This window comes from Burkholderia sp. Bp9031, from assembly GCF_003857965.1.
Classification (GTDB): domain Bacteria; phylum Pseudomonadota; class Gammaproteobacteria; order Burkholderiales; family Burkholderiaceae; genus Burkholderia; species Burkholderia ambifaria_A.
In genome coordinates, this window is record NZ_QTPW01000019.1 from 1 (window position 1) to 18,447 (window position 18,447).

Here is an 18,447-nt window from a genome sequence, read left to right on the forward strand (position 1 = left end):
GACAGGTTCGCGTCGTCGAGCACGAGCAGTTCGCCCTGCGTCTTGTTGAAGCCGCGGTTCACGTGCTCGACGCGCAGGATTTCCTCGCCGAGGCGCGGCGGCTGGGACGTCTGGACGGGGGCGTTTACAGCATTCGGATTGTGCATCGCGTTTCGCTCTCAATCGGTCTCAGTCGAGCCGCAGCTTCGCTTCGGCGAAGGCATACAGCGGGCGCCACAGCAGGCGGTTGAACAGGGTAACGAACAGGGACATCACGGCGATGCCCAGGATGATCTTCGGGAAGTCGCCGGCGGCTGTGGTCTGTGCGATATACGCGCCGAGGCCGTGCGCCTCGATCTTGGTCGTGCCCCACTGCACTGCTTCCGACACGATGCTCGCGTTCCACGCGCCGCCCGACGCGGTGATCGCGCCGGTCACGTAATACGGGAAGATGCCGGGCAGGATCGCCTGGCGCCACCACTGCCAGCCGCGGATCCGGAAATTCGTCGCGGCTTCGCGGTAATCGTTCGGATAGGACGTCGCGCCGGCAATCACGTTGAACAGGATATACCACTGCGTGCCGAGCACAATCAGCGGCGACAGCCAGATGTCTGCGTTCAGGTGGAAGCGCGCGATCACGATCACGAACACCGGGAACAGCAGGTTGGCCGGGAACGCGGCGAGGAACTGCGCGAGCGGCTGCAGCTTCTCGGCGAGCTTCGGGCGCAGCCCGATCCACACGCCGACCGGCACCCAGATCACCGATGCGATCGTGATCAGCACGACCACGCGCAGCAGCGTGATGAGCCCGAGCATGATCACATGGCCGACCTCGGCCATCGTCACGCCGGTCGACACGAAGCTGACGACGCGCCACACGATATAGGCTGTGCCGAGCAGCACGAGCGCCGCCCACGCGATGTCGACCGTGCGCGACGCCTTCTTCTCGACTTTGGGCAGCGTGAAGCGCATCGCGCCCGACAGCGGCAGGCGCAACGGAATCCGCGCGGCCTTCGCGAAGAACCAGCCGGCCGGCACAAGCAGCTGATGGATCAGGCGCGTACGGCGCACGAGGTCGAGCAGCCAGGATTGCGGCGCATCGCCCGACGCGGTGTTCTCCATCCGGAACTTGTCGGCCCACGCGATCAGCGGGCGGAACAGGAACTGGTCGTACGCGAGGATCACGACCGTCATCGTGAGGATCACCCAGCCGATCGCGCCGAAGTTCTTGTCCGAGATCGCTTGCGCGAGATACGCGCCGATCCCCGGCAGCGTGATCGTCTGGTTGCCGACGGTAATGGCCTCCGATGCGACGACGAAGAACCAGCCGCCCGACATCGACATCATCATGTTCCAGATCAGCCCGGGCATCGAGAACGGCACCTCGAGCTTCCAGAAGCGCTGCCACGACGTCAGGTGAAAGCCGCGCGACACTTCGTCCAGGTCGCGCGGCACCGTGCGCAGCGACTGGTAGAAGCTGAACGTCATGTTCCACGCCTGGCTCGTGAAGATCGCGAAGATCGCGGCGAGCTCGGCGCCGAGCACGCGGCTCGGGAACAGCGCGAGGAAGAACGTGACCGTAAACGAGATGAAGCCGAGCACCGGCACCGACTGCAGGATGTCGAGGATCGGGATCAGCACCATGCCGGCGCGGCGGCTTTTCGCGGCGAGCGTGCCGTAGACCAGCGTGAACGCGAGCGACGCGACCATCGCGGCGAGCATCCGCAGCGTGGTGCGCAACGCGTATTCGGGCAGGTTCGACGGATCGAGCGAGATCTTCTGGGTCTGAAGGGTCCCGATCGGCGCCATCGTTTCATGAAAGCCGACGACCGCCATCGCGATCAGGCAGATGATCAGCGGAAACGCGATGAAATCCCACCGGTTCGGCAGGACGCGCCACGCGGACGCGTTGGCGGTCCGGTTCGGATTGAAGAATCCGACGTCCATCAGGCGCCCTCCCCGGTAAGGCCGAACGAAGCCGGCAGACGATGTTGATTCATGGCAAAGCGCACGGGCGCGGTAATTCGACGCGGTAATTCGATTGATTCACGATCTCACGCCGGCGCGATACGCCGTGCGTGCAAGCTGCGGCCCGGCGCGGCGAGTCGAACCGCGACGGCACGACACTACACCAACCTGTATTTCAGGCTCAACCGTCCGGGGCCGGTGCGGCGCCGCGCGACGCGTGGGCGGTGCACGGATCGTGCCCGGCGCGCGGGCGGACGGCGGGCGCGGTGCGGAGCAAGCCCGGCCGCAGTCGTTCGGCCGGCGTGCAGGCCCCGAATTATGCCGTGATCCGGGCCGGCCGGGAACCCGCCAGCCGCATACGGGCGCAAACCATGCCGGACGTCAGCGGACGATTGCGGCGAAGCAGGTATGATCGGGGCTAGCCCCCGGGGTCTGCCGACAAACAGCCCCCGGGGATCGACCGACCAGCGGGAGGAAGGGAATGGCAGGAAACTTGGTGATCGTCTGCCGCGATCAGGACGCCGATGCGTTCTACGAGCTGATGCAGGAGTACGGGTCGTTCCAGACCCGCCTGTCGTCGACGGCGTGGTACCTGAACATGAACGTCGTGCCGGAATCGCTGCAGGAGGAAATCCTGGAGCGCCTCGGCCGCTATACGACCGTCTATATCTTCGAGGCCACGAGCGTGACCTACAACACCATCGACAGCAACGCCGCCGAGACGCTCGGCACGCTGTTCGGCGAATGATGCCGCGCGGCGCCTGCCCGGCAGGCGCCGCACGCGCCGCTTACGCGGCCTGTGCGTGAAGTTCGTCCTTCGGCACCACGTCGAACGGGAACGTCATCGCCACGCGCAGGCCGCCCTCGGGACGGTTGCCGATCTCGCACGCCCCGCCCAGCCTCAGCACGAGCCGCTCGACGATCGCGAGCCCCAGCCCGCTGTGGCCGTTCCCGCCGCGCGCGGGGTCGAGCCGCACGAACGGCCGCGTCGCGGCCGCCAGGTCGCGCGGCGCAATCCCGCCGCCACTGTCGCTGACCGCCAGCACGTAACCGGTCGGCGTACGCGCCGTCTCGACCAGCACGGGCGGCGCGCCGTATGCATGCGCATTGTCCAGCAGGTTCGACAGGATCCGGTCGAGCGTCGCGGTCGGCAGGCGGAAGCCTTCGTCGGCCGCGAGATGCGTCTGGACCGTCGGCGCGTTCGGTGCGACCGCACGATAGCTGCGCGCGATCCGCTCGCAGGTCTGGTCGACCGGCACGGGCTCGCTGCGGTCCGCCCCGCCGTGCGCAAACACGAGGAATTGGTCGACGATGTGCGACATCGAGTCGACATCGCGCACCACGCCGTCGCGCAGCCGCGCGTCGTCCATCATTTCAGCGCGCAGGCGCATCCGCGCGAGCGGCGTGCGCAGGTCGTGCGCGACGCCGGCCAGCATCACCGCGCGATCGTTTTCGGCCTGCGACACCTGTTCCACCATCTGGTTGAAGCCGTGCGTGAGCTGGCGCAGCTCGCGCGGGCCGCGCTCGCGCACCGGCGGCACCGGCTGGCCGCGGCCGAAGCGCGCGACCGCACGCGCCAGCGAGCGCAGCGGCTGCTGCAGTTGCCAGGCCGCGAACAGCGCGGCGATCACGCCGGCCGAGAAGATCGTGCCGAGCCACAGCAGCATTCGGTCGAGCGAGCGCGGCGGGCGCAGCGGCTGGACCGGCACCACGATCCAGTTGCGGTCGGTCGGCTCCTTGACCCACAGCACCGGCGGATGGCCCGGCGCGCCGATCTCGACCTGAGTGCCGGCCGGCATCCGGTCGCTCACGTCGTCGCGAAAACGCTTGAGCGGCGCCGGCAGGTTCGTCTCGGCGCCCTTCGGCACGTCGGGACTGTCCGGCGACACGAGCCGCACCCGCGACGGCAGCGGCTGATCGGGCGTGCGCTCGACGTGCTGGCGCACCGCGTCGACGAGGAACGCGGCCTCCTCGACCGCGTAACGCGTCTGCATCTGGCTGCGCTCCAGGCGCATCGCGAAAAACCACGCGAAGTGCGACAGGAGCAGGACGCCGATGACGAGCAGCGCCAGCCGCCCGAACAGTGAATCAATGGGTTTGCGCATGGGCCTCGCCGTCGGGCACGAACACGTAGCCGCGCCCGCGGACCGTCTGGATGAAGCGCGGCGTCGACGGGTCCGTTTCCAGGATGCGGCGCAGGCGCCACACCTGGACGTCGATGCCGCGGTCGGTGCCGTCGTACTCGGGCCCGTGCAGCAGCTCGAGCAGCCGCTCGCGCGTGAGCGTGCGCAGCGCATGGTTCACGAAGATCTTCAGCAGCGCGAATTCGCTGCTCGACAGCGTCGCGGGCTTGCCGTCGACCGACAGCGTGCGCGCCTGGAAGTCGAGCAGGAAGCGGCCAAACGCGAACGGCTCGCGCTGCTCGGGCGCAGCCGCCGACGGCGTCGCGCGACGGCGGCGCAGCACGGCCTGCACGCGCGCGAGCAGCTCGCGCGGGTTGAACGGCTTGCCGAGGTAGTCGTCCGCGCCGAGCTCGAGCCCGACGATGCGGTCAACATCGTCCGCGCGCGCGGTCAGCATGATCACGGGGATGTCGTCGCCGGCCGCGCGCAGCTGGCGCAGCGCGGTCAGGCCGTCCACGCCCGGCATCATCAGGTCCAGCACGATCAGGTCGGGCCGCTCGCGCTCGAGGCGCTTCTCGAGCGTCGCCGCGTCGTGCAGCACGGACACTTCCATCCCCTGGCGCACGAGATAGTCGCGCAGCAGGTCTCGGAGTTCTTGGTCGTCGTCGACGATGAGGATCTGGGTAGTCATGGCTCGAAGTTTACCGCGCGAGCGCGGAGTCGCAGAACGATACAAAGGGACGAAAGGGTTACTGCGGGTTACGGCGCAAGGGAACTGTAATGCGCCGTAACCCGGCCGCCTCCCCGCGTAACACCGGCCGGAGCACGCGCCGCTAACCTGCGTCTTACCGGATGCGGCACACGGATCACCCCGCGCACCGCATCGCCGGACCTTTTGGATACAAGGAGTTTCTGAAATGTATAAGAAGACTTCCCGCGTGGCCATTGCGGCCGCCACCGTGCTCGCTCTCGCATTCGGCACCGCGCATGCGGCGCAACCCAACGACATGCCGCCGCCGGGCGGCCCCGGCATGCACCACATGCACGGCAGCCATGACGGCGGCCCGTTCGGCGCGATCATGAAGCTGCACGACCAGCTGAAGCTCAACGCGTCGCAGGAACAGCAATGGCAGACGGCCGTCAATACGATGAAGCAGAACCATGAAGCGATGCGCAAGAGCCACGAGCAGATGCGCGAGCAGTTCAAGGCGCAGCAGAACCAGCCGATCCTCGACCTGAACGCGATGCACGCCGCCCGCCAGCAGGCCGAGCAGCAGAATGCGCAGCTGCGCGAGCAGAGCTCGGCCGCCTGGCTCGCGTTCTACAACGGGCTGAACGACCAGCAGAAGACGACGGTCAGCACCGCACTGAAGCAGCAGTTCGCGAGGATGGAACAGCGTCACGAGAAGATGAAGGAACGCTGGCAGCAGCACCGCGCGGCCAAGGGCGCGTCGGCGCCGGCGCAGTAAGCCGGCAGGCCGCCTCGCCGGGCGGCATCACGGGGGACGCGGGCATCCGGCCCGCGTCCCCTGTTTCATTTCAGGCGACGTCGAACAGCAGCACCTCGGCCGCCCGGCCGCGTGCGAACGCGACCGCGTCCGCACCCGCGATGCGCGCGCCGTCGCCCGCGGCCAGCGCGTGGCCGTTGACCTCCACCTCGCCGCGGGCCACATGCACGTACGTGCCGCGTCCGGCCGGCACGCCGAAGGTCGCCTCCTCGTCGCCGTCGATCAGCCCCGCGAAGATCCGCGCGTCCGCACGGATCGACAACGCGCCGTCGTCCCCGTCCGGCGCTGCGACGAGCCGCAGGCGGCCGCGCCTCTCGTCGTCGGCGAAACGCCGCTGCGCATAGCCGGGCCGCCCACCGCGCTCGGCCGGCTGCAACCAGATCTGCAGCAGATGCAGCGCCCGGTCGCGCGACGCATTGGTTTCGCTGTGCATGAGCCCCGTGCCGGCGCTCATCCGCTGGACGCCGCCGGCGCGCACGATCGCGCCGTTGCCGAGGCTGTCGCGATGCGCGAGCGCGCCGTCCAGCACGTAGGTGACGATTTCGACGTCGCGGCGCGCCTGCATCCCGAAACCGCGCGTCGGCGCGATCCGGTCCTCGCTCAGCACACGCAGCGCACCGAGCGGCGCAGGCGCGGCCCCGGCATGGCCGGCAAGCGGAAAGCTGTGGCTCGACTCGAGCCAGCCCTGATGCGTGTGGCAGCGGTCGGCGGCGCGGCGAATCTGGAACATGGGGCGGGCACTCCGGCAGGCAGATCTTCTTTCTCGGGGTTTACCTGCACTGTAGAGGCGCGCCGGGCGCGCCACAATCCGGCGCCCGCGCACCGCATCGTTGCGCCCACGAACCCAATCGACGCAATACTCGTTGCGAATACCGCGATTGTCGCAACGCCCGGTTCGAGGAATCGATCGGTCGCGCCGGATTGCCGTTTTCCGGGTATCGCGTTCGGGTAAAATACCGCCCTTTTGGCGTTCGCCCGTCCGGCGAGCGCCGTTGCCAGGGCGCCGAAACACGAATTTTGGCCGTCTAGAATACGCCCGGCCCGACCGGCCGCGAGCGTCTCCCGGAAGTGAGCGACAAAAGGATGGAAATGAAGAAGGCCGCCCTGTGCGCCGCCCTCGCCCTCGTGGCGGGCAGCGCCTTCGCGAAAGAGTGGAAGACCGTGCGGATCGGTGTCGATGCCAGCTACCCGCCGTTCGAGTCGACCGCGCCGAGCGGCGAGATCGTCGGTTTCGACGTCGATCTCACCAAGGAAATCTGCAAGCGGATCAACGTGAAGTGCGTGTGGGTCGCGCAGGATCTCGACGGGATCATTCCCGCGCTGAAGGCGAAAAAGTACGACGTCATCGTGTCGTCGCTGACCGTCACGGACAAGCGCCGCGAGCAGATCGACTTCTCCGACAAGGTATACGACGCACCCGCACGGATGATCGCGAAGGCCGGCTCGCCGCTGCTGCCGACGGTCGCGTCGCTCAAGGGCAAGCACGTCGGCGTCGAACAGGGCTCGACGCAGGAATCCTACGCGAAGGCGTACTGGGAACCGCAAGGCGTGACGATCATTCCTTACCAGAACCAGGACCAGGTCTATGCCGATCTCGGCTCGGGCCGCCTCGACGCGACGCTGCAGGATGAACTGCAGGCCGACTACGGCTTCCTGCGCACGCCGCGCGGCAAGGGCTTCGCGTTCGCCGGGCCGGAAGTGAAGGATCCGAAGACGATTGGCGACGGCACCGCGATCGGCCTGCACAAGGAAGACACGGACCTGAAGCTCAAGATCAACAAGGCGCTGGCCGACATGCACAAGGACGGCACGTACGACCGGCTGTCGCACAAGTATTTCTCGTTCAGCGTCTACTCGGCTCGCTGAGCGCCGACAATGACGGGAAACGGATGCGGGGCAGCCCCGCGTCCGGCGGTACAGGCAGTCAACCACACGCCGCCCGCCCCCTCGCCCGCCGCTCGCGCGACGGGCTGGCCCGGCACCGTTGCCGGGGCGGACGGTCATGATATGCACGGGGCGTTCCGCGCAACTTGGCGGGCGCGTCTTTCGCGGCGCACCGCGTGCGCCCTCAGGGACCACACCAGGGACCACATATGTTTCTAGAAGGCTACGGCCCGCTGATCCTCGCAGGCACCTGGCAAACCGTCAAACTGGCGGTGCTTTCGCTCGCGCTGTCGTTCCTGCTCGGCCTGCTCGGCGCGGGTGCGAAGCTGTCGCGCAACCGCTTCACGAACGGCGTCGGCACCGTCTACACGACGTTGATCCGCGGCGTGCCCGACCTCGTGCTGATGCTGCTGCTGTTCTACAGCCTGCAGATCTGGCTGAACTCCGCGACCGACGCGCTCGGCTGGGACCAGATCGACATCGACCCGTTCCTCGCCGGCGTACTCGTGCTCGGCTTCATCTACGGCGCGTACTTCACCGAGACCTTCCGCGGCGCGTTCCTGTCGGTGCCGCGCGGCCAGCTCGAGGCCGGCAGCGCGTACGGGATGACCAACTGGCAGGTGTTCACGCGGATCATGTTCCCGCAGATGATGCGCTTCGCGCTGCCGGGCATCGGCAACAACTGGCAGGTGCTCGTGAAGTCGACCGCGCTCGTGTCGATCATCGGCCTCGCGGACGTCGTGAAGGCGTCGCAGGACGCCGGCAAGGGCACGCTGCGGTTCTTCTTCTTCACGCTGATCGCCGGTGCGGTCTACCTCGCCATCACGACGATCTCGAACTTCGTGCTGATGTGGCTCGAAAAGCGCTACTCGACCGGTGTCCGCAAGGCTGACCTATGATCGAACTCATCCAAGAATACTGGCGCAACTATCTCTACACCGACGGCTTCCGGATCACCGGCGTCGCGATCACGCTGTGGCTGCTGGTCGTGTCGATCGGCCTCGGCTTCTGCCTGTCGGTGCCGCTCGCGGTAGCCCGCGTGTCGAAGAAGAAGTGGCTGTCGGGTGCCGTGTGGCTCTACACGTACGTGTTCCGCGGCACGCCGCTCTACGTGCAGCTGCTGCTCTGCTACACCGGCCTCTACAGCCTGCAGGTCGTGCGCGGCACGCCGCTGCTCGACGCGTTCTTCCGCGACGGGATGCACTGCACGCTGCTGGCGTTCACGCTGAACACCTGCGCGTACACCACCGAGATCTTCGCGGGCGCGATCAAGGCGACGTCGTACGGCGAAATCGAGGCCGCGCGCGCGTACGGGATGTCCACGTTCACGATGTATCGCCGCGTGATCCTGCCGTCGGCGCTGCGCCGCGCGCTGCCGCTGTACAGCAACGAAGTGATCCTGATGCTGCACGCGACCACCGTTGCGTTCACCGCGACCGTGCCGGACATCCTGAAGATCGCCCGCGACGTGAACTCGGCGACCTACATGTCGTTCCATGCGTTCGGCATCGCCGCCCTGCTCTACCTCGTGATCTCGTTCACGCTCGTATGGCTGTTCCGCCAGGCCGAGCGTCGCTGGCTCGCGTATCTGCGCCCGCAAGGCAAGTAAGTTTTCGCAGGACTATATGAATTCCCAGACTCAGAAGCTTTTCGTCGACGATCTGCACAAGCGGTACGGCGACAACGAGGTGCTCAAGGGCGTGTCGCTGAAGGCGAACTCGGGCGACGTGATCAGCGTGATCGGCTCGTCCGGTTCCGGCAAGAGCACGATGCTGCGCTGTATCAACTTCCTCGAGCAGCCGAACGCGGGCCGCATCGTCGTCGACGGCGAGGAAGTGCGCACTACCCCCGACAAGACGGGCGCGCTGCGCGCGGCCGATTCGAAGCAGCTGCAGCGCGTGCGCACCAAGCTGTCGATGGTGTTCCAGCACTTCAACCTCTGGTCGCACATGAACGTGATCGAGAACGTGATGGAAGCGCCCGTCAACGTGCTCGGCATCCCGAAGAAGGAAGCCGAGGATCGCGCGCGCGAATATCTCGAGAAGGTCGGCCTCGCGCCGCGCGTCGAGAAGCAGTATCCGTCGCACCTGTCGGGCGGCCAGCAGCAGCGCGTGGCCATTGCTCGCGCACTGGCGATGCATCCGGACGTGATGCTGTTCGACGAGCCGACGTCGGCGCTCGACCCGGAGCTCGTCGGCGAAGTGCTGAAGGTGATGCAGAAGCTGGCCGAGGAAGGTCGCACGATGATTGTCGTCACGCACGAGATGGGCTTCGCGCGCAACGTGTCGAATCACGTGATGTTCCTGCACCAGGGGCGCGTCGAGGAAGAAGGCGTGCCGTCCGAGGTGTTCGCGAACCCGAAAAGCGAACGCCTGCGCGGGTTCCTGTCGGGCAGCCTCAAGTAACGCGCGCGACGCGTTACGACACGCGAACGGGCGCCATGCGGCGCCCGTTTTGCGTTTACGCGGCGTCCACCGGCGCGCCGTCCGCGAACGCGCGCAGCGCATCGCCCGCGAGCCGGTAGCGCACCCATTCGCTCTGCGGTGCCGCGCCGACGCTTTCGTAGAAGCGGATCGCCGGCTCGTTCCAGTCGAGCACGCTCCACTCGAACCGCCCGCAGCCGGTGTCCACCGCGATGCGCGCGAGCGCCTTGAGCAGCCGCAGCCCGGCACCCGCACCGCGAAAGCGCGGCGATACGTACAGGTCCTCGAGATACAGCCCCTGGCGGCCAAGCCACGTCGAATACGAGAAGAAATACACGGCGAAGCCGGCCGGCTCGCCGTCGACCTCGCAGATCAGCGCGCGCGCCGGCGTGTCTTCGCCGAACAGGCTGCGCTCGAGCGACGCGGGCGTCGCGACCACTTCATGCTCCGCCTTTTCGTAGATGGCCAGCTCGGTGATGAAACGCAGGATCTGCGGCACGTCGGCGACGGTGGCGGAACGGATGTCGATTTGCACGGTAGGGAGCCCTCCTTCGGCCCGGACTGGAAACGGCATGCTGCGGCGCCCGCGCGAATGCACGTGGCGCCGCTCAGATCGACATGCTACGTTCAGCGTTCAACTGCAGGAAGTGCAGTTTCTTCATCCGGACATGAACATGATGCATCCAGACCTGCGCCGTCTCGACCTGAACCTGCTGCTCGCGTTCGACGCGCTGTACCGGCACCGGTCGGTCGCCGCGGCCGCGCACGAGCTGGCGATGAGCCCGTCCGCGCTGAGCCACGCGCTCGCGCGGCTGCGCGAAGCGATCGGCGATGCGCTGTTCGTGCGGCTCGGCAACGAGATGCAGCCGACCGTGCGCGCCGACGACATCGCCACCTGGGCCGGCGACGCGCTCGACGCGATGTCGAAGGGGCTCGCCCGCGCGCGCCGCTTCGATCCCGTGCAAAGCGACCGCACGTTCGTGTTCGCCGCGAGCGACTACACGGCGTTCGCCGTCTTGCCGGCATTGCTCGCGCGCATCGAGCAGGTCGCGCCGCGTCTGCGGATCCGCGTCGTGCACTCCGACCGAAAGATCTCGATCGACGAGCTCGCGGCCGGCCGCATCGATTTCGCGCTCGGCTATCACGAGGAGTCGGCCGCCGACGCGCCGGGCATCGAGGATTTCGACTGGTTCTCGGACGACTACGTGGTGATCGCGAGCGCCACGCATCCCGACATCCGCCGGCGGCTGACGCTCGACCAGTATCTCGCGGCGCGCCACGTGGTCGTCACGCCGTGGAACGAGTCGCGCGGCGTCGTCGACTACGTGCTCGACCGGCTCGGCCTCGCGCGGCAGGTCGCCGTGCAGTTGCCGAGCGTGCTGGCCGCGCCGTTCGTGATCGCGGAATCGGCGCTGCTGATGACAGTACCGAACCGCGCCGCGCAGGCATTGCGCCACGCGGCGCCGATCCGCGTCTTCCCCGCCCCGTTCGAGATCCCGCGCTACACGGTGAAGGTGTACTCGCACGCGAAGCACGCACGCACCGACGCGCACCGGTGGCTTCGCGCACAGCTGCTCGAAGCCCGACCGGCGCCCGGTTGATCCGGGCGCGCTTGCCCGGAGGTCACGGCGCCTTGTCGCACAAGCATTTCGGGCTCGGCCCGGCGACGGTGAATCGCCGCCAATTCATTACGAAATACTTACCAATTTCACCTCTTCGGCGCCTACGCTTGCGCTTCGACAACGTCAATAGTGGCAATCCTTGACCCACGGCCTCCGAATCCGTGTCTCCCTTGCCGGAGAAGGGTTTTACCGGAATCGGCTGCGCCTTGGGCACTCGCTGCGCACTCTGTTGCATGGCAATTTGGCGACACGTGTTAGTCAAACAACGATTTCCGTCGCCACAAAATTGTATTTTTGCTAAATTAGTAACCAAAGTAGCAAAACGAAGTTCGTGAAATGTAGTTTAGCTTCACGACACAACAAGGAGACCCGCAAGCCGACCCGGCAGCGCGGGACCGCTCAACGGTGTTCCGTCCGCTTGCCCGCGTGCCACGCTTACCGGCCCTGCACGAGGTCTCCCTGGTTATCCCGCTTTTCGCTTTTGCCCGGCGCTCGCCGCTCCGGGCATCTCGTGCAGTCTGGGTTGACTTTTTGACAGGATATGGAGGAGATGATGAAGAAAGCTTTGGTCGCGGCCGCGCTGATGGCTGCTGGGGTGGTTACGGCGCACGCGCAGAGCAGCGTCACGCTGTATGGTCGCCTGGATGCCGGCCTTGAGTACCTGAACGGCCTGCAGAACGGCCACCAAGTGCGCGCGGAAAGCGGCGACTGGGGCACGAGCCTGTGGGGCTTGAAGGGCAGCGAAGACATCGGCGGCGGCAACAAGGTCCTGTTCCACCTGGAAGGCGCGTTCAACACGATGAACGGCGGGCTCGGCACGAGCGGCTCGATCTGGGATCGTTTCGCGACCGTCGGTATCTCGAACGACCACTACGGTACGCTGCTGCTGGGTCGCGAACTCGCGATCGCGAACGGCGTGTGGGACTTCGATCCGCTGGGCCAGTCGAGCTGGTCGTCGGCATCGCTGGTACGCGGCCGCAACTGGAACAAGACCAGCAACAACGTGTCGTACCAGTCGCCGCAGTTCTACGGCCTCGACTTCTACGGCCAGTTCGCATTCTCGAACTCGACCAGCTTCAACGGCAACACGACGGCCGGCCAGCCGGGTCGTGCAGCCGGCGCACAGATCACGTACACGAACTCGCTGTTCCAGTTGCGCGGCATCTACGACGAGACGCGCGACAGCAACGGCCGCTTCTCCGACGTGTTCAACTACTCGCGTGAATACTTCGCCGGCGCGAACGTGTTCCTCGGCCAGTTCAAGCTGCAGGCCGCCTATCAGGCGTCGCACGCGGACGGCAGCGGCGGCCCGGCCGTCAACAACGGCATCACCGGCACCCAGCAGGTCTGGGGCGGCGTGACGTGGCAGGCAACGCCGGCAGCAGCGCTGATCGCGGCCGTCTATCACGTGAACGCGAACCACGGCGGCGGCAACGCGAACATCTATACGGTCGGCGGTTCGTACAACATCTCGAAGCGCACGCTGTTCGACGTGCAGGTCGCGACGGTGCGCAACAGCAAGACCGCGAACTTCGGCCTGAACGCGAACGGTGCCGGCACCGCCGTGTCGACGGGCAACCCGCATCCGGGCGGCAGCCAGACCGGCGTCTACGCCGGCATCCAGCACCTGTTCTGATCAGGCGCCGTCCAGAGAACGATTCGACAACACTTTCCACGCTGCTGCGAGAGGCGCGTATCGGTGCGGTACCCATCCGGGTATCCGCACCGTTTTTTATTGGCGGGCGGAAATCGTGCGACTCCGGCCCGACCGACCGGATCGGCCGGGTGCGGCGCTCAGACCGCCGCTTCGTTCTCTTCGCCGGTGCGGATGCGGATCACGCGCTCGACGTCCGACACGAAGATCTTGCCGTCGCCGATCTTGCCCGTGCGCGCCGCGCCGATCACCGCGTCGATCACCTGGTCGACCTGCGCTTCCGCGACAACCACCTCGATCTTCATCTTCGGCAGGAAATCGACGACGTATTCGGCGCCGCGGTACAGCTCGGTATGCCCCTTCTGGCGGCCGAAGCCCTTCACTTCCGTCACGGTCAGGCCGGTGAGGCCGACTTCGGCGAGCGCTTCGCGGACTTCGTCCAGCTTGAACGGCTTGATGATGGCGGTGATGCGTTTCATGATGGTTGTCCCTCAATGCTCGTTTGGATGCAAAATCGCGATCCCGATTGTAAGCCGGCCGGTCGCGTACGGCCCAGCACGGCTCAGTCGAGACGTTCGGTAAAGCGTGACGTGATCGGATAGCGCCAGTCGCGCCCGAACGCGCGATGCGTGACGCGAATGCCGATCGGCGCCTGGCGGCGCTTGTATTCGTTGATCTTGATGAGCCGCGTCACGCGTGCGACGTCGGCCTCCGCATACCCGGCCGCGACGATCTCCGCGAGCGGCCGGTCCTCCTCCATGTACATCCGCATGATCGCGTCGAGCACGTCGTATGGCGGCAGGCTGTCCTGGTCCGTCTGGTTCTCGCGCAACTCGGCCGACGGCGCGCGTGTCAGGATCCGCTCGGGGATCACGTCGCGCAGCCCATAGTCGGCGCTCGCATTGCGATAGCGGCACAGCCGGTAGACCAGCGTTTTCGCGATGTCCTTGATCACCGCGAAGCCGCCGGCCATGTCGCCGTACAGCGTGCAGTAGCCGACCGCCATCTCGCTCTTGTTGCCGGTCGTCAGCACGATCGAGCCGAACTTGTTCGACAACGCCATCAGCAGCGTGCCGCGGATGCGCGCCTGGATGTTCTCTTCCGTCGCGTCCTCCGCGCGGCCCGCGAATTCGCCCGCGAGCGCCGCCCGGAACGCGTCGAACATCGGCGCGATCGCGATCTCGTCGTATTGCACGCCGACGCGCCGCGCCATTTCCGCCGCGTCGGTGGTCGAGATGTCGGCCGTGTAGCGCGACGGCATCATCACCGCGCGCACGCGTTCGGGCCCGAGCGCGTCGCATGCGACCGCGAGCACCAGCGCCGAATCGACGCCGCCCGACAGCCCGATCAGCACGCCGGGAAAGCCGTTCTTGCCGATATAGTCGCGCACGCCGGTCACGAGCGCGCGATAGACCTGCGCGTCGACCGGCAGCTCGGGCGCGATCGCGCCGGGCAGCGGGCACGCCCCGTCGAATTCGACGATCGCGTGCCCTTCGTCGAACTGCGGCATCCTGGCGACGAGCGTGCCCTGCGCATCGAGCACGAACGAGCCGCCGTCGAACACGAGTTCGTCCTGCCCGCCGACGAGGTTCACGTACACCATCGGCAGCCCGGTTTCGCGGATCCGCGCGCGCAGGATGTCGATGCGCAGCGCTTCCTTGTTCATGTGGTACGGCGACCCGTTCGGGATCAGCAGCACCTGCGCGCCCGCGGCCTTCGCGATCTGCGCGGCCGACGCATGCCATGCGTCCTCGCAGATGATCACGCCGAATTTCACGCCGTTCAGCTCGAACACGAGCGGTTGGGTGTCGGTCGCGAAATAGCGTTTCTCGTCGAACACGTCGGCATTCGGCAGGTCCTGCTTGCGGTAGGTGCCGACGATCTCGCCGCCGACGATCAGCGACACCGCGTTGTAGGTGTCGGTCGGCGGCACGCCGCGCTCGATCGGGCGGTTTGCATTACCATCGACGGCTGGCGCGTGCGCATCGCCGGCAGCGCTGCTGCCCGCACCGCGCAACGGATGGCCGACCAGCACCGCGAGCCCGTCGAACGCGCGCAGCGCATCGGCGAGCGCGTCGAGCGCGGCGGCCGCCGCCGTGTAGAACGCAGGCCGCAGCAGCAGGTCTTCCGGCGGATAGCCGGACAGAGCGAGTTCGGGGGCGATCATCAGCTGCGCACCATCGTTGTGCGCGGCGCGAGCGGCCGCGACGATCCGCGCGACGTTGCCGGCGAAATCGCCGACGGTGACATTGATCTGGGCGAGAGCGAGTCGGGTCTTCATGACGGGATCGGCGCAGCCCGGCGGCACGCCCTGAACGGCTGACGAAATCGCCCCGGACGCGGGCCACGACGGCACGCATCCGGCGGCATCCAACAGTACGGATTCACGCTTGAAACACGAACGCATCGATTATCGCACGGGCATCCTGTCGTCCCCCGCCGAGGTGCCGGCCGACGAATGGAACGCGCTGCTCGAGCTCGACGCGCAGCCGACACCGTTCCTGCGCCACGAATTCCTCGACGCGCTGCACGTCGCGCGCTGCGCGGTCGACGATACCGGCTGGTCGCCGCACTTCGTCACGCTGGCCGATGCGCGCACGGGCCGGCTCGCGGCGGCCGCCCCCGTCTATGCGAAGCAGCATTCGTACGGCGAATACGTGTTCGACTGGGCATGGGCCGACGCGTATCAGCGCAACGGCCTGTCCTACTACCCGAAGCTGCTGTGCGCCGTGCCGTTCACGCCCGTGCAGGGCACGCGCCTCCTCGCGGCCGACGACGACGCGCGTCGCCGGCTCGCGGCGACGCTGCTCGCGTTCGCCGAGCAGAGCGACGTGTCGTCGCTGCACGTGCTGTTCCCGACTGGCGACGAAGCGCGGCTGCTCGAATCGATGGGGATGATGCTGCGCGAAGGCGTGCAGTTCCACTGGCTCAACGACGGCTACCGCGACTTCGACGACTTCCTCGGCACGCTCGAGCAGAAGAAGCGCAAGAACATCCGCGCGGAACGGCGCAAGGTGCGCGATGCCGGCGTCACGTTCCGGCGGCTCACCGGCGACCGGATCACCGATGCCGACTGGCGCTTCTTCTCGCGCTGCTACCGGCAGACCTACCGCGAGCACTATTCGAGCCCGTACCTGAATCTCGACTTCTTCCGCACGATCGGCGCGACGATGCCGGAGAACCTGCTGCTCGTGATCGCCGAAGCCGACGGCCAGCCGATCGCGAGCTCGCTCGCCGTCTACCGGCGCGGCGCAAACGGCGGCGGCACGCTGTACGGCCGCTACTGGGGTGCACTCGAACACGTGCCCTGCCTGCATTTCGAAACGGCGTACTACCAGCTGCTCGAGTTCTGCATCGAAGCCGGGCTCGACACGTTCGAGGGCGGCGCGCAGGGCGAACACAAGCTCGCGCGCGGCTTCCTGCCGACCGTCACGCATTCCGCGCACTGGCTCGCGCATCCGGCGTTCTCCGATGCGGTCGCGCACTTTCTCGCACGCGAGACCGAGCATATCCACGCGTACGTCGACGAGTTGCGCGAGCACGACCCGTTCCGGCGCAGCACGTGACGACGCTCGCGCATCGCGTCTTTCGCGGCGGCCGCCGCCATTTCTGAGACACTGGCGGCTTCGCATCCCGCCGCCTTCCCATGTCCTGGTTTCTGTATCTGATCGAGTGCGCCGACGATAGCGTCTACACGGGGATCACGACCGACGTCGCCGCGCGCTTCGACGAGCACGCATCCGGCAAGGGCGCGCGCTATACGCGCTCGCGCAAGCCGCGCGCGGTGCTCGCGTCGTTCCCGCTGCCCGACCGGTCGATCGCATCGCGTGCCGAGTACTGGGTGAAGCGGCTCACGGCCGCGCAGAAGCGCGAGCTGGCGGCCGGGATCCGGACGCTCGAGTCGGTGTTGCCGGCCGGCATGTCGATCGACGGGAGTGTGGAGGCGACCGGCGCGCAGGGCGGCTCGCGCGGGCGGAAGAAGACGAAGGGGAAGGAAAAACCCGCCGACGATGCGACGCAGCCTGCCGAAACGGAACGGCCCGTCAGGAAAGCCGCGAAGTCCGGTCGCGACGGGAAAGCGTCCGGATCGGCCAGGACCATGAAGTCGGGACAAGCCGCGCAGCAGGCGCCGGCGAAGGCCAAGGCCGCGCCCGCCAGCAAGCGTGCAAGGACCAGCGATGCTGCCGAAGTGAAGAAGACCGCATCGCGCGGCAAGTCGGCCACGAACGCGGCGCCGCAACGGAAAACACCGGCTCCAGGCGGGAAGTCCGTTACGGCCGGACGCACCGACACCACTTCCGCACCGGCGCGCGGCCGAGCATCGACAAGCAAGGGCGCCGTCGAAGCCGTCGAAGCCGTCGACGCCGCAGCGGCGAGCGTCGCCGCTCCACGCCGCGCAACCGGCGCGAAATGGGCGAAGTCCGCACCGCGCGCTGCCGCCCTGCCCGCCCCCGCTCGAAAGAAAGCCGCCGCACGCGCCGCACCGCGCACAAAACAAAACCGCGCGGCCTCCTGAGGAGACACGCGCGGTTTCCGTTCCGAACGAACCGGCGCGAGGCCGGCCAGCCGGCTTACTTCTTGTAGTTCGCGGCGCCGTCGGCAATTTCCTTGTGCGCGGCATCGATGCCGGCCCAGCCTTCGACCTTCACCCACTTGCCCTTCTCGAGCGCCTTGTACTGCTCGAAGAAGTGCTTGATCTGATCCTTCAGGTATTCGGGCACGTCGTCGATCGACTTCAGGTTCGCCGTCATCGGGCAGACCTTATCGTGCGGGACGGCGACGAGCTTCGCGTCGACGCCCGATTCGTCGGTCATCTGCAGCATGCCAAGCACGCGCGAACGCACGATCGAGCCGGCCAGCAGCGGGAACGGCGTGATCACCAGCACGTCGACCGGATCGCCGTCGCCCGACAGCGTCTGCGGAATGTAGCCGTAGTTCACCGGGTAGCGCATGCCGGTACCGATGAAGCGGTCGACGACGAGGAGACCCAGCTCCTTGTCTGCCTCGTACTTCACCGGATCGCTCTGCGCGGGGATCTCGATGATCACGTTGAAATCGTGCGGCAGGTCCTTGCCGGCCGGAACATGATTGAAGCTCATAGCGCTCTCTGTTGGTCGATGGGAATTCGGGACAGGGCACCCGCGCCGATGCACCGCCGCGGGCGTCCCCGCAGGGAATGCGCCATTATAGCCAATCGACCGGTGGCGTCCGGATGACGATCGGCGCGATAATCGTTCCGGATGTCCGGCCACCGAACCACGGGCGACGTTGCATGTCGACCGCGAA

At 67.1% G+C, this 18,447-nt stretch carries 18 protein-coding genes and 1 pseudogene; 10 read left to right on the top strand and 9 right to left on the bottom strand.

Annotated elements, in window-relative coordinates; all coding sequences use genetic code 11:
* Both DIE15_RS22795 and DIE15_RS22800 read right to left on the bottom strand, forming a co-directional pair.
* Positions 1 to 146 (bottom strand): annotated as a pseudogene (locus tag DIE15_RS22795) (ABC transporter ATP-binding protein); the annotation flags it as partial.
* A gap of 22 nt (positions 147 to 168) precedes the next feature.
* Positions 169 to 1,926 carry an ABC transporter permease subunit gene (locus DIE15_RS22800; RefSeq protein WP_057925991.1) on the bottom strand — a complete coding sequence of 586 codons (1,758 nt, stop codon included), beginning with the start codon at positions 1,924 to 1,926 and terminating at the stop codon, positions 169 to 171.
* Between the two features lie 502 nt (positions 1,927 to 2,428).
* On the opposite strand from DIE15_RS22800, the gene DIE15_RS22805 reads away from it, so the two are divergent.
* Positions 2,429 to 2,695: a hypothetical protein gene (locus tag DIE15_RS22805; protein ID WP_027786765.1), complete on the top strand. Its 267-nt coding sequence runs from the start codon at positions 2,429 to 2,431 to the stop codon at positions 2,693 to 2,695.
* 40 nt (positions 2,696 to 2,735) lie between these two features.
* Here DIE15_RS22805 and DIE15_RS22810 read toward each other — a convergent pair whose 3' ends face one another.
* Both DIE15_RS22810 and DIE15_RS22815 read right to left on the bottom strand, forming a co-directional pair.
* Positions 2,736 to 4,052 carry an ATP-binding protein gene (locus tag DIE15_RS22810; protein WP_057925992.1) on the bottom strand — a complete coding sequence of 439 codons (1,317 nt, stop codon included), beginning with the start codon at positions 4,050 to 4,052 and terminating at the stop codon, positions 2,736 to 2,738.
* Positions 4,036 to 4,761: a response regulator gene (locus tag DIE15_RS22815; protein WP_006493394.1), complete on the bottom strand. Its 726-nt coding sequence runs from the start codon at positions 4,759 to 4,761 to the stop codon at positions 4,036 to 4,038. Before DIE15_RS22815 ends, DIE15_RS22810 begins: the two co-directional genes overlap by 17 nt.
* A 226-nt stretch (positions 4,762 to 4,987) precedes the next feature.
* Between DIE15_RS22815 and DIE15_RS22820 the strand changes: the two genes are divergently transcribed.
* Entirely contained in the window at positions 4,988 to 5,539 is a 552-nt protein-coding gene (locus DIE15_RS22820) for a Spy/CpxP family protein refolding chaperone (protein WP_057925993.1), read from the top strand.
* A 70-nt stretch (positions 5,540 to 5,609) separates the two neighbouring features.
* On the opposite strand, the gene DIE15_RS22825 is transcribed toward DIE15_RS22820, so the two are convergent.
* Entirely contained in the window at positions 5,610 to 6,308 is a 699-nt protein-coding gene (locus tag DIE15_RS22825) for a pirin family protein (protein ID WP_124834414.1), read from the bottom strand.
* 359 nt (positions 6,309 to 6,667) lie between these two features.
* Here DIE15_RS22825 and DIE15_RS22830 point away from each other — a divergent pair, with 359 nt between their 5' ends.
* The 4 genes from DIE15_RS22830 to DIE15_RS22845 all read left to right on the top strand — a co-directional run bounded on the left by DIE15_RS22830 (position 6,668) and on the right by DIE15_RS22845 (position 9,867).
* Positions 6,668 to 7,444 carry an ABC transporter substrate-binding protein gene (locus DIE15_RS22830; RefSeq protein ID WP_124834415.1) on the top strand — a complete coding sequence of 259 codons (777 nt, stop codon included), beginning with the start codon at positions 6,668 to 6,670 and terminating at the stop codon, positions 7,442 to 7,444.
* 227 nt (positions 7,445 to 7,671) lie between these two features.
* Positions 7,672 to 8,361, top strand: a complete 690-nt coding sequence (locus tag DIE15_RS22835) for an ABC transporter permease (RefSeq protein WP_057925996.1) — start codon at positions 7,672 to 7,674, stop codon at positions 8,359 to 8,361.
* Positions 8,358 to 9,071 (top strand): ABC transporter permease, encoded by a 714-nt coding sequence (locus tag DIE15_RS22840; RefSeq protein WP_057925997.1) that lies wholly within the window; start codon positions 8,358 to 8,360, stop codon positions 9,069 to 9,071. Before DIE15_RS22835 ends, DIE15_RS22840 begins: the two co-directional genes overlap by 4 nt.
* 16 nt (positions 9,072 to 9,087) lie before the next feature.
* On the top strand, positions 9,088 to 9,867 hold the full coding sequence (locus DIE15_RS22845) for an ABC transporter ATP-binding protein (protein WP_057925998.1): 780 nt from the start codon (positions 9,088 to 9,090) through the stop codon (positions 9,865 to 9,867).
* 55 nt (positions 9,868 to 9,922) lie between these two features.
* Here the strand turns inward: DIE15_RS22845 and DIE15_RS22850 are convergent, their stop codons facing one another.
* Complete coding sequence (locus DIE15_RS22850) at positions 9,923 to 10,420, bottom strand: GNAT family N-acetyltransferase (protein ID WP_124834416.1); 498 nt, start codon at positions 10,418 to 10,420, stop codon at positions 9,923 to 9,925.
* Between the two features lie 139 nt (positions 10,421 to 10,559).
* Here DIE15_RS22850 and DIE15_RS22855 point away from each other — a divergent pair, with 139 nt between their 5' ends.
* A complete protein-coding gene (locus DIE15_RS22855) occupies positions 10,560 to 11,486 on the top strand; it encodes a LysR family transcriptional regulator (protein WP_124834417.1) in 927 nt (308 codons plus the stop codon).
* A 571-nt stretch (positions 11,487 to 12,057) separates the two neighbouring features.
* Positions 12,058 to 13,143: a porin gene (locus DIE15_RS22860; RefSeq protein ID WP_057926207.1), complete on the top strand. Its 1,086-nt coding sequence runs from the start codon at positions 12,058 to 12,060 to the stop codon at positions 13,141 to 13,143.
* A gap of 158 nt (positions 13,144 to 13,301) precedes the next feature.
* On the opposite strand, the gene DIE15_RS22865 is transcribed toward DIE15_RS22860, so the two are convergent.
* Together DIE15_RS22865 and DIE15_RS22870 are read right to left on the bottom strand one after the other, a co-directional pair.
* Complete coding sequence (locus tag DIE15_RS22865; protein ID WP_006398637.1) at positions 13,302 to 13,640, bottom strand: P-II family nitrogen regulator; 339 nt, start codon at positions 13,638 to 13,640, stop codon at positions 13,302 to 13,304.
* 83 nt (positions 13,641 to 13,723) lie between these two features.
* Complete coding sequence (locus DIE15_RS22870) at positions 13,724 to 15,442, bottom strand: NAD+ synthase (RefSeq protein WP_124834418.1); 1,719 nt, start codon at positions 15,440 to 15,442, stop codon at positions 13,724 to 13,726.
* A 109-nt stretch (positions 15,443 to 15,551) separates the two neighbouring features.
* Between DIE15_RS22870 and DIE15_RS22875 the strand changes: the two genes are divergently transcribed.
* Together DIE15_RS22875 and DIE15_RS22880 are read left to right on the top strand one after the other, a co-directional pair.
* Entirely contained in the window at positions 15,552 to 16,727 is a 1,176-nt protein-coding gene (locus DIE15_RS22875; RefSeq protein WP_124834419.1) for a GNAT family N-acetyltransferase, read from the top strand.
* A gap of 80 nt (positions 16,728 to 16,807) precedes the next feature.
* Positions 16,808 to 17,677 carry a GIY-YIG nuclease family protein gene (locus DIE15_RS22880; RefSeq protein ID WP_124834420.1) on the top strand — a complete coding sequence of 290 codons (870 nt, stop codon included), beginning with the start codon at positions 16,808 to 16,810 and terminating at the stop codon, positions 17,675 to 17,677.
* A 55-nt stretch (positions 17,678 to 17,732) separates the two neighbouring features.
* On the opposite strand, the gene ppa is transcribed toward DIE15_RS22880, so the two are convergent.
* On the bottom strand, positions 17,733 to 18,260 hold the full coding sequence (gene ppa, locus DIE15_RS22885; protein ID WP_011885693.1) for an inorganic diphosphatase: 528 nt from the start codon (positions 18,258 to 18,260) through the stop codon (positions 17,733 to 17,735).
* Between the last annotated feature and the right edge of the window lie 187 nt (positions 18,261 to 18,447).

Coding starts and splice junctions, on each gene's coding strand:
- DIE15_RS22800 (WP_057925991.1), bottom strand. CDS start 1,926: ATGGACGTCGGATTCTTCAATCCGAACCGGACCGCCAACGCGTCCGCG.
- DIE15_RS22805 (WP_027786765.1), top strand. CDS start 2,429: ATGGCAGGAAACTTGGTGATCGTCTGCCGCGATCAGGACGCCGATGCG.
- DIE15_RS22810 (WP_057925992.1), bottom strand. CDS start 4,052: ATGCGCAAACCCATTGATTCACTGTTCGGGCGGCTGGCGCTGCTCGTC.
- DIE15_RS22815 (WP_006493394.1), bottom strand. CDS start 4,761: ATGACTACCCAGATCCTCATCGTCGACGACGACCAAGAACTCCGAGAC.
- DIE15_RS22820 (WP_057925993.1), top strand. CDS start 4,988: ATGTATAAGAAGACTTCCCGCGTGGCCATTGCGGCCGCCACCGTGCTC.
- DIE15_RS22825 (WP_124834414.1), bottom strand. CDS start 6,308: ATGTTCCAGATTCGCCGCGCCGCCGACCGCTGCCACACGCATCAGGGC.
- DIE15_RS22830 (WP_124834415.1), top strand. CDS start 6,668: ATGAAGAAGGCCGCCCTGTGCGCCGCCCTCGCCCTCGTGGCGGGCAGC.
- DIE15_RS22835 (WP_057925996.1), top strand. CDS start 7,672: ATGTTTCTAGAAGGCTACGGCCCGCTGATCCTCGCAGGCACCTGGCAA.
- DIE15_RS22840 (WP_057925997.1), top strand. CDS start 8,358: ATGATCGAACTCATCCAAGAATACTGGCGCAACTATCTCTACACCGAC.
- DIE15_RS22845 (WP_057925998.1), top strand. CDS start 9,088: ATGAATTCCCAGACTCAGAAGCTTTTCGTCGACGATCTGCACAAGCGG.
- DIE15_RS22855 (WP_124834417.1), top strand. CDS start 10,560: ATGATGCATCCAGACCTGCGCCGTCTCGACCTGAACCTGCTGCTCGCG.
- DIE15_RS22860 (WP_057926207.1), top strand. CDS start 12,058: ATGATGAAGAAAGCTTTGGTCGCGGCCGCGCTGATGGCTGCTGGGGTG.
- DIE15_RS22865 (WP_006398637.1), bottom strand. CDS start 13,640: ATGAAACGCATCACCGCCATCATCAAGCCGTTCAAGCTGGACGAAGTC.
- DIE15_RS22870 (WP_124834418.1), bottom strand. CDS start 15,442: ATGAAGACCCGACTCGCTCTCGCCCAGATCAATGTCACCGTCGGCGAT.
- DIE15_RS22880 (WP_124834420.1), top strand. CDS start 16,808: ATGTCCTGGTTTCTGTATCTGATCGAGTGCGCCGACGATAGCGTCTAC.
- ppa (WP_011885693.1), bottom strand. CDS start 18,260: ATGAGCTTCAATCATGTTCCGGCCGGCAAGGACCTGCCGCACGATTTC.